This is a genomic window from Streptomyces sp. KLMMK, assembly GCF_036961605.1.
Lineage (GTDB): Bacteria > Actinomycetota > Actinomycetes > Streptomycetales > Streptomycetaceae > Streptomyces > Streptomyces telluris.
This window is the reverse complement of record NZ_JBAMDC010000158.1, coordinates 1-13940: the sequence shown is the minus strand read 5'-3', so window position 1 is coordinate 13940 and position 13940 is coordinate 1. Positions and strand designations below refer to the sequence as shown.

The 13940-nt window shown below is 73.0% G+C and carries 12 protein-coding genes and 1 pseudogene; 9 read left to right on the top strand and 4 right to left on the bottom strand.

The annotated features are described in order from the left end of the window. The 3 genes from V7793_RS21535 to V7793_RS21525 form a co-directional block, all read left to right on the top strand. A partial coding sequence (locus V7793_RS21535) for an alpha/beta fold hydrolase (protein ID WP_443057959.1) occupies positions 1-453 on the top strand: 453 nt, incomplete at its 5' end. A gap of 96 nt (positions 454-549) precedes the next feature. Next, positions 550-1890, top strand: a complete 1341-nt coding sequence (locus V7793_RS21530) for a sensor histidine kinase (protein WP_443057958.1) — start codon at positions 550-552, stop codon at positions 1888-1890. Beyond that, positions 1887-2546 carry a response regulator transcription factor gene (locus V7793_RS21525; protein WP_336008935.1) on the top strand — a complete coding sequence of 220 codons (660 nt, stop codon included), beginning with the start codon at positions 1887-1889 and terminating at the stop codon, positions 2544-2546. Before V7793_RS21530 ends, V7793_RS21525 begins: the two co-directional genes overlap by 4 nt. Before the next feature lie 61 nt (positions 2547-2607). Here the strand turns inward: V7793_RS21525 and V7793_RS21520 are convergent, their stop codons facing one another. Continuing rightward, positions 2608-3594: a diacylglycerol kinase gene (locus V7793_RS21520; RefSeq protein WP_443057957.1), complete on the bottom strand. Its 987-nt coding sequence runs from the start codon at positions 3592-3594 to the stop codon at positions 2608-2610. 265 nt (positions 3595-3859) lie between these two features. Between V7793_RS21520 and V7793_RS21515 the strand changes: the two genes are divergently transcribed. Beyond that, on the top strand, positions 3860-5146 hold the full coding sequence (locus tag V7793_RS21515; RefSeq protein ID WP_336008934.1) for an adenylosuccinate synthase: 1287 nt from the start codon (positions 3860-3862) through the stop codon (positions 5144-5146). A 116-nt stretch (positions 5147-5262) separates the two neighbouring features. Here V7793_RS21515 and V7793_RS21510 read toward each other — a convergent pair whose 3' ends face one another. Both V7793_RS21510 and V7793_RS21505 read right to left on the bottom strand, forming a co-directional pair. Next, a complete protein-coding gene (locus V7793_RS21510; RefSeq protein WP_336008932.1) occupies positions 5263-7068 on the bottom strand; it encodes a serine/threonine-protein kinase in 1806 nt (601 codons plus the stop codon). 132 nt (positions 7069-7200) lie between these two features. Beyond that, the gene (locus tag V7793_RS21505) at positions 7201-7404 is read right to left on the bottom strand and encodes a cold-shock protein (RefSeq protein ID WP_030367030.1); all 204 of its coding nucleotides are present in this window, start codon (positions 7402-7404) and stop codon (positions 7201-7203) included. A 392-nt stretch (positions 7405-7796) separates the two neighbouring features. Between V7793_RS21505 and V7793_RS21500 the strand changes: the two genes are divergently transcribed. The 3 genes from V7793_RS21500 (at position 7797) to V7793_RS21490 (ending at position 10857) form a co-directional block, all read left to right on the top strand. After that, positions 7797-9161: an aspartate aminotransferase family protein gene (locus tag V7793_RS21500; protein WP_336008930.1), complete on the top strand. Its 1365-nt coding sequence runs from the start codon at positions 7797-7799 to the stop codon at positions 9159-9161. A 235-nt stretch (positions 9162-9396) separates the two neighbouring features. Further along, a complete protein-coding gene (locus tag V7793_RS21495) occupies positions 9397-10071 on the top strand; it encodes a GntR family transcriptional regulator (protein ID WP_336008928.1) in 675 nt (224 codons plus the stop codon). 135 nt (positions 10072-10206) lie between these two features. After that, positions 10207-10857: a hypothetical protein gene (locus tag V7793_RS21490; RefSeq protein WP_168093063.1), complete on the top strand. Its 651-nt coding sequence runs from the start codon at positions 10207-10209 to the stop codon at positions 10855-10857. Positions 10858-10927: 70 nt separating this feature from the next. On the opposite strand, the gene V7793_RS21485 is transcribed toward V7793_RS21490, so the two are convergent. Beyond that, a complete protein-coding gene (locus tag V7793_RS21485) occupies positions 10928-11659 on the bottom strand; it encodes an SLATT domain-containing protein (RefSeq protein WP_030367034.1) in 732 nt (243 codons plus the stop codon). Positions 11660-11933: 274 nt separating this feature from the next. On the opposite strand from V7793_RS21485, the gene purD reads away from it, so the two are divergent. Then, positions 11934-13184 carry a phosphoribosylamine--glycine ligase gene (gene purD / locus V7793_RS21480; protein ID WP_336008923.1) on the top strand — a complete coding sequence of 417 codons (1251 nt, stop codon included), beginning with the start codon at positions 11934-11936 and terminating at the stop codon, positions 13182-13184. 344 nt (positions 13185-13528) lie between these two features. Beyond that, positions 13529-13940, top strand: a pseudogene (locus V7793_RS21475) (hypothetical protein); the annotation flags it as partial.

The following is a 13940-nucleotide window of genomic DNA, read 5'->3' as shown; positions in this document are numbered from 1 at the left end:
GTGCTCGCCGGTCACTCGGCGGGCGGGCACCTCGCGCTGTGTGCGGCCAGTGGGCACGTCCCGCCGGCCGGAGTCGACGCCGTCGTCGCCGTGGCACCCGTCGCCGACCTCGCCCGCGCGCGGGAGCTGCGGCTGAGCGGGGGCGCGGTGGACGACTTCCTGGGCGGTGGGCACCACCCGGAGGCGGATCCGGTCCTCCGCGGCCCCGCCCACATCCCGGTCACGGTCCTCCACGGCACCTCCGACGTGGACGTTCCGGTCGCCCTGTCCCGGTCCTACGCCGCGGCGGCGGCGCGGCACCCCGGGGCGGACGTCACCCTGCGGCTCCTCCCGGGCGTGGGCCACTACGCCCCTGTGACGCCGGGCACGCCGGCCTGCGGCGCGCTGCTGAAGGCGCTGGGGGTGGCAGACCCGGCCGGCGGCCCGGCCGACGGCCCGGCGGGGCCGCCGTAGTCCCTCTCCGGAGGCGGCATCCGTCTTAAGGAGGACACCGAGAGATCCCCATTCATGGGGACGCCCTACGAATCGCCGTTGCCTACGGTTGATGGTGTGACCGACACCTATGAGCCCCGCCTGCGCAGTGAGATGCGAATAGCGAGAGGCGCCCTCGACCGGCTCCGCGAGGACCTCTTCCACGACGCCTTCGCCTTCCGGCCGCTGCCGCCGCTCACCGCGGACCACCGGCTGGTCCGGCTGCTGCCCCGCCGGGCGGCCCGGTACACGCGGTGGCTCCCGCACGCCGCGTTCGCGTCCTTCACCGGCATGGTCATGCTCGTGACCTTCGCCGAAGGGGGCGGGCTGCTCGGCATGGTCGCGGCGCTGTTCGTGGGCGTGCCGATGCTGATGACGCTCTTCCGGCCGGTCGGCGCCTGGTGGCTGTCCTCGGGGGTGCTGCTCTTCACCAGCGTGTTCTTCGGCGGCTACGCCATGGGCCCGTGGAACCCGGTCACCTTCCTCTCGCACCTCGTCGTCATGCTGGTCGTCACCTTGCGGACCCGTCCCCGGGTGGCGGCCGAGATGTGGGTGCTGACCGGCGTGATGGGGGTGTTCATGGGAGTGTTCGCCCGGGCCTTCCGCCCGTACGACCCCATCGGCGGCGACATGGCCCAGCTGATGCTCCTGTCCGGCGTGCTGCTCTTCGCCGCCGCGGCGGTCCGCGGCCTGCGCGAGACCAAGCAGCAGGTCGCCGTCCAGGTGGCCGTCACCGAGGTCGAGCGCTCGCGCCGCACCGTGCTGGAGGAGCGCACGACCATCGCCCGGGAGCTGCACGACGTCGTGGCGCACCACATGTCGGTCGTCGCCATCCAGGCCGAGGCCGCCCCGTACCGGGTCCAGGACACCCCGCCCGAGCTCGCGGCCGCGTTCCAGACGATCCGGGAGAACGCCGTGGCGGCGCTGACCGAGCTGCGCCGGGTCCTCGGCGTCGTGCGCTCGGAGAACCCCGACGCGTTCGCCGACCCGGAGGCCCCGCAGCCCACGCTCGAAGCGCTCCCGGGCCTGATCGAGAACGTGCGCTCCGCGGGCCTGTCCGTCGAGCACGTGACGACGGGCGCCGTGCGGCCGCTGCCGCAGGGCGTGGAGCTGTCGGCGTACCGGATCGTCCAGGAGGCGCTCAGCAACGTCCTGCGTCACGCGCCGGGCGCCCAGGCGCGGGTAGAGGTCAGCTACGTCCTGGGCGGGCTGGGCCTGCGCGTGGTCAACGGCGCGCCGAACCGGCTGGCCAAGCCGTCGCCCGGCGCCGGGCACGGCGTCCTCGGGATGCGCGAGCGCGTCGCGATGCTCAGCGGCGAGATGACCGCGGAGGCGACGGCCGAGGGCGGCTACGAGGTCGCGGTCTTCCTTCCGGTCGCTCCGGGCGAGCAGACCGCTGCGGGCGAGGCCGCCGCATGACCATCCGCGTGATGATCGTGGACGATCAGATGATGGTCCGCGAGGGCTTCTCCGTCCTGCTGAACGCCATGCCGGACATCGAGGTCGTCGGCGAGGCCGTCGACGGCAGGCAGGCTGTGGAAAAGGTCGCCACTCTGCGCCCCGACGTCGTCCTGATGGACATCCGGATGCCCGTCCTCAACGGACTGGAGGCCACCCGGGAGATCATCGCCGCCGACGCGGACGCGAAGGTGCTGGTCCTGACCACCTTCGACCTGGACGAGTACGTCTACCAGGCGCTGCGGGCCGGGGCGAGCGGCTTCCTGCTCAAGGACGCCTCGGCGCGGCAGCTCGCGGACGGTGTGCGGGTGGTGGCCGCGGGGGAGGCGCTGCTGGCGCCGACGGTCACCAAGCGCCTCATCCAGGAGTTCTCCCGGCTGGGCGCGCCCAGGCCGCCCACGCAGGAGCGGGTCGGGGAGCTGACCGAGCGGGAGACGGAGGTGCTCGTGCTGGTCGCGCAGGGGCGCTCCAACTCGGAGATCGCCGAGCACCTCGTCGTCGCCGAGTCGACGGTCAAGACGCACGTCAGCCGCATCCTGGTGAAGCTCGGCCTGCGTGACCGCACGCAGGCGGCGGTCTTCGCCTACGAGGCGGGCCTGGTCACGCCGGGCGGCTGACCGCCGCCCGGCCCGCCGGGGCCCGCCCCTGCCGGTCCCGCCCTCCCGGGCGGCGCCGGCCCTATCCCTGGGGCAGCACCAGCCGCCACCCCTCTGCATGTGCCGTCCACGTCCGCCTGCGGACCGGGCCCGTGAGGGCGTTGTCCGCCCGGTAGCGGAAGGCCGGGCCGGAGATCGTGACCCGGCGGGCGCGCTGACGCCGCGGGTGGTCGGCGTCGTGGGTGTGGACGGTGAGTTCCGCCAGGCCGCCGTCCGCGGCCGCCACGGAGACGCGGGTGACGGGCTGGTCGAGGTCGGTGACGAGCACCCCGTCGGCCTCGATCCGCAGCCGGGTGCAGCCGGGCAGCGGGACGCGTCCGGCGGCCGCCGGGCCGGTCAGCAGGGTGAGCGCGGAGCGGGCCGTGCGCGCGGCGGGGGACCACCACGGCTGGTGACTTTCGCCACCTCCGCCGACCACGCTTTCCGCGGTGGCGCAACCCGGGCCGGGCGCGGCGTCCACGGGCTCCACGGCCGTCGCGCCGCCCTCGCCCGCCTCCGCGGACCCGTTCGGCCCAGTCGTCCCCGCCGGCCCCGTCGGCGCGTCCGTCTCGCCACCGGGCCCGTAGCCGCCCGGGATCCACAGCCCGCCGAGAACCACACCCCCGGCCTCGTCCACCAGTACGTCCAGACGGCGCTCAGTGCCGTCCAGGACGGCCCGGGCGGCGGCGACGGGCCCCAGGGGCACCCCGAGCGTCCTGGCCAGGGAGACGGCCGGCAGGGGCCCCACGGGAACGAGGGACACCGGTATGTCGGCCAGCTCGCGGCGGCGCTGCAGGACGTTCACCACGTGCAGCAGGGCGCTGTCGTCGCCGATGACGACCGGCCGCCGCCGGCCGCGCCGGGCCAGGGCGCGCTCGACCTCCTCGGGCCCGTCCGGCAGACAGATTTTGGTCGCTGCGCCGCCGCGGAGCACATCCCTCGCGATCCGTACGGACTCGCCGTCCATGCGGCGTGCGACCGGGTCGATGACCACGAGCAGAGCCTGCTCGCTGGGGTCTGGAGCCGACACCTCGGTCCTTCCTCAGGTGCTGTTTTTCCCGGGGCACGACCCCCGGGCCCCCGGTCGCGACCCGGGGCCCTGGGTCTTTCTGTTCGTCCCCCGAGCGAAATATTCGGTAATCTCTCGGTGCAAGAGCCCCTGTCGCTGTTGCGCCAGGGGCTTCGTCTATCCGGGGCACCGGTTCGACGGCTCTAGCGGTGGTGTACGCCCTGAGCAAGCGGGGTGACACCACCACGCACGTTGGACATGCCCCGCCCGGAAGGGGTGTACGCCTGTGCCCGCACTTGTGCTGCTCGGTGCTCAGTGGGGTGACGAGGGCAAGGGAAAGGCCACCGACCTCCTCGGTGGATCCGTGGACTATGTGGTGCGCTACCAAGGTGGCAACAACGCCGGCCACACGGTGGTCGTCGGCGACCAGAAATACGCACTGCATCTCCTCCCTTCCGGGATCCTCTCGCCGGGGTGTACCCCGGTCATCGGCAACGGTGTGGTCGTCGACCCGGCGGTCCTGCTCTCCGAGCTGAGCGGGCTGAACGAGCGCGGCGTCGACACGTCGAAGCTGCTGCTCAGCGGTAACGCGCACCTGATCACGCCGTACCACACCACGGTCGACAAGGTGACGGAACGCTTCCTCGGCAAGCGGAAGATCGGCACCACCGGCCGCGGCATCGGCCCGACCTACGCGGACAAGATCAACCGCGTGGGCATCCGCGTCCAGGACCTCTACGACGAGTCGATCCTGGAGCAGAAGGTCGAGGCTGCCCTCGACTTCAAGAACCAGATCCTGGCGAAGCTCTACAACCGCCGCGCGATCGACGCCGCCAAGATCGTCGACGAGCTGCTGGCCTACGCCGAGCAGATCAAGCCGTACGTCGCCGACACGACGCTGATCCTGAACAACGCCATCGACGAGGGCAAGGTCGTCCTCTTCGAGGGCGGCCAGGGCACGCTGCTCGACGTCGACCACGGCACGTACCCCTTCGTCACCTCCTCCAACCCGACCGCGGGCGGCGCCTGCACGGGTGCGGGCGTGGGCCCGACGAAGATCAACCGCGTGATCGGCATCCTGAAGGCCTACACCACGCGCGTCGGCGCCGGCCCGTTCCCGACCGAGCTGTTCGACAAGGACGGCGAGGCGCTGCGCACCATCGGCGGCGAGCGCGGTGTGACCACCGGCCGTGACCGCCGCTGCGGCTGGTTCGACGCGGTCATCGCCCGCTACGCCACCCGCGTCAACGGCCTGACGGACTTCTTCCTCACCAAGCTCGACGTGCTCACCGGCTGGGAGCAGATCCCGGTCTGCGTCGCCTACGAGATCGACGGCAAGCGCGTCGAGGAGCTGCCCTACAGCCAGAGCGACTTCCACCACGCGAAGCCGATCTACGAGATGCTGCCGGGCTGGACCGAGGACATCTCCAAGGCCAAGACCTTCTCGGAGCTGCCGAAGAACGCCCAGGCGTACGTGAAGGCGCTCGAGGAGATGTCGGGTGCGCCGATCTCCGCGATCGGCGTCGGCCCGGGCCGTGACGAGACGATCGAGATCAACTCGTTCCTTTCGTAGATCGTCCGCTTCCCGAGGGAAGCAGCACGCGCGCGTGCACGGCGCCCCGGTGGCTCACGGCCACCGGGGCGCCGGCCTTTTCGGGCCTGCCGCCGCGTTCAGGCGATCTTCGGGTATCAGCCGGTCTTCCGGTAGATCAGTGACGCATCTTTCGTGCCCGAGTCGGCGAAGTCGCGCCGCATCCTGCCGTCCGGGAGCAGCACCAGGTCCGAGGCGGAGCCGGGCTGGCAGGCGGAGGCCGGGTTGGCCCGGGTGACGCTGGACGGGCCGAGGCGCAGGGGGTCCCCGCCGGTGCCGCCGCCGGTCGCGGTCGTGCTCCACTGGCAGGTGTAGGAGGTGCCGTCGTCGAGGACGCCGCTGCCCTGGATGGTGACGGTGACGACGGTGCCCCGCGCGATGGTGATGGTCCGGCTGTTGGTGCGCGTACCGCTGCCGAAGGCGGTCTGCCAGGTGCCCAGGAACGCCTGCGGGCCCGTTGCGGCGCCGGTGCTGTCGTCGCCCGGGGCCGGGCTGGTGGCGGGCGCGGGGGTGGAGCCGCTCGTGGCGGGGGCGGACGGTGCGCTCGTGCCCGGGGCGGCGGAGTGCGCGGGGCTGGTGCCGCCCGCGCTGTCCTTGGCGGAGTCCTGCTGCTTGAGGAGGAAGAGCACGCCTCCTCCGGCGATCAGGCCGGCGGCCACCACGGCGGCGAGGATGACGGGTGTGCGCGAGCGGTGCGGCGCGGGCGGTCCGTAGGGGAGGGGCCCGGCGACGTAGGTGCCCGAGTCGTAGGGGCCCGGGGCGTGTCCGGGGGCGTGGCCGTACGGGTGCGGCTGCGGCTGCGGATAGCCGTAGGGCGCAGGCGTCGGTGCGGCGGGCGGCAAGGGCTGCGCGGGCGGGGGCGGCGGGCCGCCGGCCGTGATGGTCGGCGGGTCCTGCCGGGTGGGCGGCAGGGCGGCCGGTGCCCCCGCCGGGGATATCGCCGTGGGCGCGTGCCCGGGCTCCTCGCGCTCCGGGGTCCGTACGGGCTCCTCCACGTCCAGCAGCTGGACGGCGTGCCGCCCGAGCTGGGCGACGAGCCCGCCCGGCAGCCAGGGTTCGGCGGACCGCAGGTCGCCGAGCAGCTCCTCGGCGCCGGTGACCTCCAGGACCTGCGCGGGCGTCGGCCGCTCCTGCGGGTCCTTCGCGAGGAACGAGGTGATCAGCGGGCGCAGTCCGGCCGGTACCCCGGTCAGGTCCGGCTCCTCCTCCGCGATCCGGAACATGAGGGCGTGGACGCCGCTGTCCGCCGTGCCGAAGGGCATCCGGCCGGTGGCCGCGTAAGCCAGCACGGAGCCCAGGCAGAAGACGTCGCTGGCGGGCGTGATCCGGCCGCCGCGCACCTGCTCGGGCGACATGAAGCCGGGGGAGCCGACGGTCGCGCCGGTGCGGGTGAGGCCGCCGCCGTCGGCGACGGTCTCCAGGGCGCGGGCGATGCCGAAGTCGATGACGCGCGGGCCGTCGAGGGTGATCAGCACGTTGGACGGCTTGAGGTCGCGGTGGACGATGCCGGCGGCGTGGACGGCCTGCAGGGCGCGCGCGAGGCCGGCGCCGAGGATGCGCACGGAGCGTTCGGGCAGCGGCCCGAAGTCCCGGTCGACGACCTGGCGCAGGGAGGGCCCGGCGATGTAGGCGGTGGCGACCCAGGGGGTCTCCGCCTCGGTGTCCGCGTCGAGGACGGAGGCGGTCCACTCCCCGCCCACCTGGCGGGCGCTGTCCACTTCCTGGCGGAAGCGCCGCCGGAACTCCTCCTGGCCGGCGAGCTCGGGGTGGACGAGCTTGACCGCGACCGTGCGGCCCCGGTCCGAGCGGGCCAGGTAGACCCGGCCCATGCCGCCCGCGCCGAGCCGCCCGAGCAGCCGGTACGCGCCGAGTGTGCGTGGGTCCTCTGGCCTCAGGCTGTCCATGAGCAGGTCCTCCGTGTCCCCCGTGTTTCCTTGCGGAGAATAGCGGGAGCACAAAGAACCGGGACCCCGCACTCGGAAAGTACGTGGCCCCGGTCCGCACCGCCCGGCAACCGGGCGGCGGCTGGGAGAGCGTCAGGCCGGAATGATGTTCTCCGCCTGGGGGCCCTTCTGGCCCTGGGTGACGTCGAAGGTGACCTTCTGGCCCTCCTGCAGTTCCCGGAAGCCCTGAGTTGCGATGTTCGAGTAGTGGGCGAAGACGTCGGCGCCGCCCCCGTCCTGGGCGATGAACCCGAATCCCTTCTCCGAGTTGAACCACTTCACGATGCCGGTAGCCAAGATGATCTCCTCGATGGCGGCGGTGCCGGAATTCCCGGGCACCGCGGAATTACGCGTCGCGGTAAGGCCCTTCGGACCGCAGGCCCGTAAAACACAGCGGCGCCTGAAGGTCGTAGACCTTCAGGCGCGCATATGACTGGGTCTATAACTGCAACGGAAAGTGACCGTAGCATGTGGCTCGTACCATTCGCGGAATTTGCGCATTTCCCTGGTCGTTGCGGCGTGGCGGGCCGCCGGTGCGCCGCCGGCGCGGTGCGGCGGACCGCCCGGCAGTATGTCGCCGGGTGCGGCAAGAGCCATACACAGTGCCGGTGTCGGGCCGGACCGGGCCTGCCTACGCTGGCCGTTGTCCACCGCAGGGGCACCTCCCGGACCGATCCGAGGTAACGACCGTGAGCACGCAGCACCCCACCGCCGACCCCGCAGCCGGCGCCGCAGTCAAGGCCGCCGACCGCGCGCACGTCTTCCACTCCTGGTCCGCGCAGGGCCTCATCGACCCGCTGGCCGTGGCGGGCGCCGAAGGCTCCTACTTCTGGGACTACGACGGCAACCGCTACCTGGACTTCTCCTGCCAGCTGGTCAACACCAACATCGGCCACCAGCACCCCAAGGTCGTCGCCGCGATCCAGGAGCAGGCGGCGCGGATGTGCACGATCGCCCCGGGCTTCGCGGTGGACGTGCGCGCCGAGGCCGCCCGCCTCGTCGCCGAGCGCACCCCCGGCGACCTCGACAAGATCTTCTTCACCAACGGCGGTGCCGAGGCCGTCGAGAACGCCGTCCGCATGGCCCGCCTGCACACCGGCCGGCCCAAGGTGCTGAGCGCCTACCGCTCGTACCACGGCGCGACCGCCGCCGCGATCAACCTCACCGGCGACCCGCGCCGCTGGCCGTCCGACACCGCCTCGGCCGGCGTGGTGCACTTCTGGGCGCCGTTCCTCTACCGCTCGCCGTTCCACTCCGACAGCGAGCAGCAGGAGTGCGAGCGCGCCCTGGCCCACCTGGAGAACACGATCGTCTTCGAGGGGCCGGCCACCGTCGCCGCGATCGTCCTGGAGACCGTGCCCGGCACGGCCGGGATCATGGTCCCGCCGCCCGGCTACCTCGCGGGCGTCCGCGAGATCTGCGACCGTTACGGGATCGTGTTCGTCCTCGACGAGGTCATGGCGGGCTTCGGGCGCACGGGCCGCTGGTTCGCCGCCGATCACTTCGGCGTCACCCCCGACCTGCTGACCTTCGCCAAGGGCGTCAACTCCGGCTATGTGCCCCTGGGCGGCGTCGCGATCTCCGCGGAGATCGCCGCGACCTTCGACGAGCGGCCCTACCCCGGCGGGCTCACCTACTCCGGGCACCCGCTCGCCTGCGCCTCCGCCGTGGCGACGATCAACGCGATGGCCGAGGAGGGCATCGTGGAGAACGCCGCCCGGATCGGCGAGCAGGTCCTCGGCCCCGGCCTGCGGGAGCTCGCCGAGCGTCACCCGAGCGTCGGCGAGGTGCGTGGCACGGGCGTCTTCTGGGCCCTGGAACTGGTCAAGGACCGGGCCACGCGCGAGCCGCTGGTGCCGTACAACGCGGCGGGCGAGGCCAACGCCCCCATGGGGGCCTTCGCCGCGGCCTGCAAGAAGTCGGGCCTGTGGCCGTTCGTGAACATGAACCGCACCCACGTCGTGCCGCCCTGCACCGTCACCGAGGAGGAGGCCAAGGAGGGCCTCGCGATCCTGGACGAGGCGCTGACGGTCGCCGACGGCTTCACGGCCTGAGGCGGCCGGAAGGCCACGGAACCCCCTCCGAACCCCTCCGAACCCCTTCGGCACCCCTTCGGAGGGGACTCCGGAATTCCTCCGCCCGCCCGGCCCACTCGTGACGGTACGAACCCCATGGGGTACCGTGCCCCGTTCCTGTGCGCACGGCCATATTGCCCGGGACGGCCCTCGCATATCCTCTGCGGAGCCGTCTGCACATGGCGCGCGGCCAGGGAAGGGGAGACGGAGAACGATGCCGGGCAGCGAGGCTGTCAGACGCACGACGCTGCGCGAGCAGATCGCCGATGCCTTGCGCGACGAGGTCATAGCGGGGCGGCTTCCCGCCGGCCGTCAGTTCACGGTCAAGGAGATCGCCGAGCAGTACGGCGTCTCCGCCACCCCCGTGCGCGAGGCGCTGCTCGACCTGTGCGCGCAGGGCCTGCTCGGCGTGGAGATGCACAAGGGCTACCGCGTACGCGAATTCACCTACGCCGACTTCCGGGACATGGTCGAGGCCCGCTCCCTGATCGTCGAGGGCATCTTCCGCCGCTCGCCCGACCGCGCGCTGCGCAGCGTCACCCCCGCCGCGCTGGCCTCCGTGCGGCGCCGGGCCGAGGAGGCCTCCAGGGCCGCCGCCGCGGGCGATCTGGACATCCTCATCGGCTACGACCTCCGGTTCTGGCGCGAACTCTCCGCAATGGTGGGGAACCCGTACATATCCGACTTCCTCAATACGGTCCGGGTGCAGGGCTGGGTCTTCACCGTCCCGCTGCTGCGCCGGATGCCCTCGCTCCGCGGGCGCCTGTGGCACAGCCACGGTGAACTGGTCGAGGCCGTGGCCCAGCAGAACGCGGCCGAGGCCGAGCGCATCATCACCGCGTACAACCAGCACTCCCTGGCGCTGATCGAGGCCTCCCGCCCGGTGTGACAACCGGCCCGGCGGCACTACGCTGGCTCGACCATCGCATCGACGGCCGGTGTGCGTGAGCGGGCAGGTCCCGGACGGCCGGGACGCCCGTGCGCACGGAAGCCGTTGCATCGTCGCGAACGAGAGTGAGTTCACGTGGCCTGTGACCTCTGGCTGGTCCCCCTCGTCGACGTGCTGTGCCACAGCCCCGACAACCCCTTCGCCGAGGAGATCGCCGCGTACGACAAGGCGCTCGGCGAGGCCGGACTGCCGCCCGTCCCCGTCTTCGGCTATATGCCGGGGCTCTCGGGGGACGTCGCGCCCGTAGCGGGCTTCGACTACGACGCGCTGCACTTCCTGCGCCGCGCCCACCTGCTGAACCTGTGCGGCCTCGCCGTCACCCCCGTGGACGAACTAGGCGGGGACTACGAGCAGTTGCTGGAGATGTTCGAGACGACGGCGCAGCAGTCCCACCTGGTGTGGCACTACGACCACGCCGGCGCGTACGTCCCGGTGGACTTCGCGCACCCGCTGACCAACGACGAACTGCTGGAGGGCGGCGGCCCCTTGGGCTCCAGCCAGGGTCTGCTGCGCGAACTGCACGCCGTGGCACCGGCGCTGGGCATCGACCCCGCCAACCCGCCCGCCGCACCGGCCGCGCCGGAACGGCCCACGGGGCTGGAGGAGCGGGCGGCGCCGGGGCCGCAGGACGACAGCCCCTTCGCCCGGGAGCGGCACGTCTGGCTGGGGCTGCACGCCGCGGCGACGCGCAGCCTGGGCCAGGGATCGATGATCGTCTTCAGCTGAGGCGGATCCGGCTCCGCGGCGCGTCGTACGGGCCGACTCCACGCGACCGGGCGTGGCGCGGGGCCGGACGTCAGCGCGGGGACTCCGGGGGCCGCTGCCGCGGCATGTTCGGCCGGGTCCCCGGGGGCAGCGGGAAGCGCGGCAGCGGGCCGCCGCCCTCGCCCCGCGGGCCCCACGACACCAGCGACTGCGTGAGCAGCGGCGTCGGCCCCGCCCGGAACTCCACCATCCAGTCGGCCGTCTCCGCCCGTACGAGCTCGGACACGTCCTCGGAGAAGCGCCGCAGCACGCTCAGACAGCGCTCGGCCGCCTCGCTGGCCGTGCCCTCGGTCGGGCCGAGCACCTCGCGGACGCACTCCGACGCCCAGTCGAACTGCAGCGCCTCCAGCCGCCGCTGCACGGCCTGCGCCGTGGCCACGGCCCGCATCCAGCCCGACGTCAGGCCGAAGTAGCGGTCACAGGCGACGCAGGCCACCGAACCGAGCAGCACCAGGAATCCCCAGGCGCAGCCGGTGCGGACGACGTTCGTCAGCTGGAGCAGCGGCAGGGCCGAGCCCACCACCGCGCAGGCCGCGGCGCCGATGCGCAGCGCCCGCGCCCACCGGCGTTTCCACGCCCGGTCCGCCAGATACCAGTCGACCAGGTACAGGGCGCCGTTCTCCACCCAGCGGTACAGCTCATCGAGACGCTCCGCCGGTTCCCCCCAGTCGCCGAGCGGGAAGGTGCGGCCGCGCAGATCGCCGCGGTGCCTCCCACTCTGCTCGCGGGGGAGCCCCTCGGGCTGCATCTCCGGCTGGCTCACCCGTGCACTCCCTCTGCCGCATGCGGATCGCGAGCCCCCTTCCTACCGCCGAACGGTCGGTCTTGGAGACAAGATCGCTGCTTTTCCGCCCGTAAGCGCAGACGAATCCGGTATAAGCCGCGGTTCGGCATCACCCGAAAGAGTGGGTGGCCGGGGTGGGCCCGCTGTTCGCCGCTTGTCCCGCGGCCGTACGGGGCCGCTGCAGTGACGTTTCCGCGAGTCGTCATACCGACCCTGGAAAGCGATCAGTCGACGAGGCAATAGGGTGACCGGTGTGAAGGTCCTCGTCATCGGCGGCGGCGCCCGCGAACACGCCCTGTGCCGCTCACTCTCCCTCGATCCCGACGTCACCGCGCTGCACTGCGCCCCCGGCAATGCCGGGATCGCCGAGGTCGCCGAGGTGCACCAGGTGGACGCCCTCGACGGCACGGCCGTCGCCGGCCTCGCCGCGTCCCTGGGCGCGGACCTGGTGGTCGTCGGCCCCGAAGCCCCGCTGGTCGCGGGCGTCGCAGACGCCCTGCGCGAGCGGGGCTTTCCTGTCTTCGGGCCCTCGGCGCAGGCCGCGGAGCTCGAGGGCTCCAAGGCGTTCGCCAAGGACGTCATGGCCGCGGCCGGCGTCCCCACGGCCCGCGCCTACGTCTGCACCACGCCCGCGGAGATCGACGCCGCGCTCGACGCCTTCGGCGCGCCGTACGTCGTCAAGGACGACGGCCTGGCCGCCGGCAAGGGCGTCGTCGTCACCGGCGACCTGGCCGCCGCCCGCGAGCACGCGCTGGCCTGCGGCCGCGTCGTGATCGAGGAGTTCCTGGACGGCCCCGAGGTCTCCCTCTTCGCCGTCACCGACGGCGAGACGGTCGTCCCCCTCCAGCCCGCCCAGGACTTCAAGCGTGCCCTCGACGGCGACGAGGGGCCGAACACGGGCGGCATGGGCGCGTACTCGCCGCTGCCCTGGGCCGACCCCAAGCTGGTGGACGAGGTCCTGCAGACGGTCCTGCAGCCCACCGTGGACGAGCTGCGCCGCCGCGGCACGCCCTTCTCCGGCCTGCTCTACGCCGGTCTCGCGATCACCTCGCGCGGCGTCCGCGTGATCGAGTTCAACGCCCGCTTCGGCGACCCCGAGACGCAGGTCGTCCTCGCCCGCCTGCAGACGCCCCTGGCGGGGCTCCTGCACGCCGCCGCCACGGGCACGCTCGCGTCCCTGCCCCCGCTGCGCTGGAGCGACGGCGCGGCCGTCACGGTCGTCGTCGCCTCGCACAACTACCCGGGCACCCCGCGCACGGGTGACGTCATCGAGGGCCTGGCGGAGGCCGCGGAGCTCGACGACGCCTACGTCCTGCACGCGGGCACGGCCCACGACGCGGAGGGCCGCGTGGTCAGCGCGGGCGGCCGCGTCCTGTCGGTGACGGCCACGGGCCCGGACCTCGGAACGGCCCGCACGCGCGCGTACGCGGCGGTCTCCCGCATCGACCTCCCGGGCTCCCACCACCGCACGGACATCGCCGCCCGGGCCGCGGAGGGTTTGTAGGGGTTTCCTCGCCGGTGCGGGGCGACACCCCGTACCGGCAAGTAGGTCACCCCCTATACGTTGAGCCCGCCCGGCAAAGTCCCCGGCTTTGACCAAAGCCATTCCATCGGGTGACCGGTTGGCCAACTAGCTGACGCGCGCCCCACCCCCAACTAGGGTGCGGCGCAAGCGAAGTGCCGGGCGGAAGTGCCGGGCATCAGGCGAGCATCAGGCGACTGGCCCACCGGCATTGCGATGTCAGAGGCCGGTGCCACAGTGGGGGGAGAGCAACGCCCCCCGGCGTTGCGTCCGCTGTCGCACTCCTCGGTCCGAGGTTCCGACGGAGCACAAACTGGCAACAGGGGGTGATCGGTCTCGTGGCAGGTCCGGAAGCAGGCGTGCTCGTCGCACGCGCCCAAGCCCTCGCGGTGCTGCGCATCCGCAGCGCCGCGCTGGCCGTCGCCCTGCTGCCGGCGGCGGCCGCCACCGTGCTGGCGGCCGGTATCGCCATGGGCCGCATCCCGGACGGCGGGGCCTGGTCCACCGCCCGCTGGGCGCTCCTCGGCGCCGCGGTCCTCACCCTCGCCCTCACGGCGGCCGTCGCCGCCGTGGTCGCCCGGGCCAGGCCCGCCCTGAGCCCCACGGTCCCCATCCCGCAGGAGAAGGCGCCCGACCTCTACCGGCTGGTCCGTGACCTCGCCGAGCGCCTGGAGGTCCCGGCCCCGTCGGCCATGGCCCTCACCCCCGACTGCGACAGCTGGCTGGAGGACCGCACCC

What these genes read in the sequence shown, in the direction of transcription:
- V7793_RS21525 (WP_336008935.1), top strand. Translation starts at nt 1,887, where the DNA reads ATGACCATCCGCGTGATGATCGTGGACGATCAGATGATGGTCCGCGAG.
- V7793_RS21510 (WP_336008932.1), bottom strand. Translation starts at nt 7,068, where the DNA reads ATGGACAGCCTGAGGCCAGAGGACCCACGCACACTCGGCGCGTACCGG.
- V7793_RS21495 (WP_336008928.1), top strand. Translation starts at nt 9,397, where the DNA reads ATGCCGGGCAGCGAGGCTGTCAGACGCACGACGCTGCGCGAGCAGATC.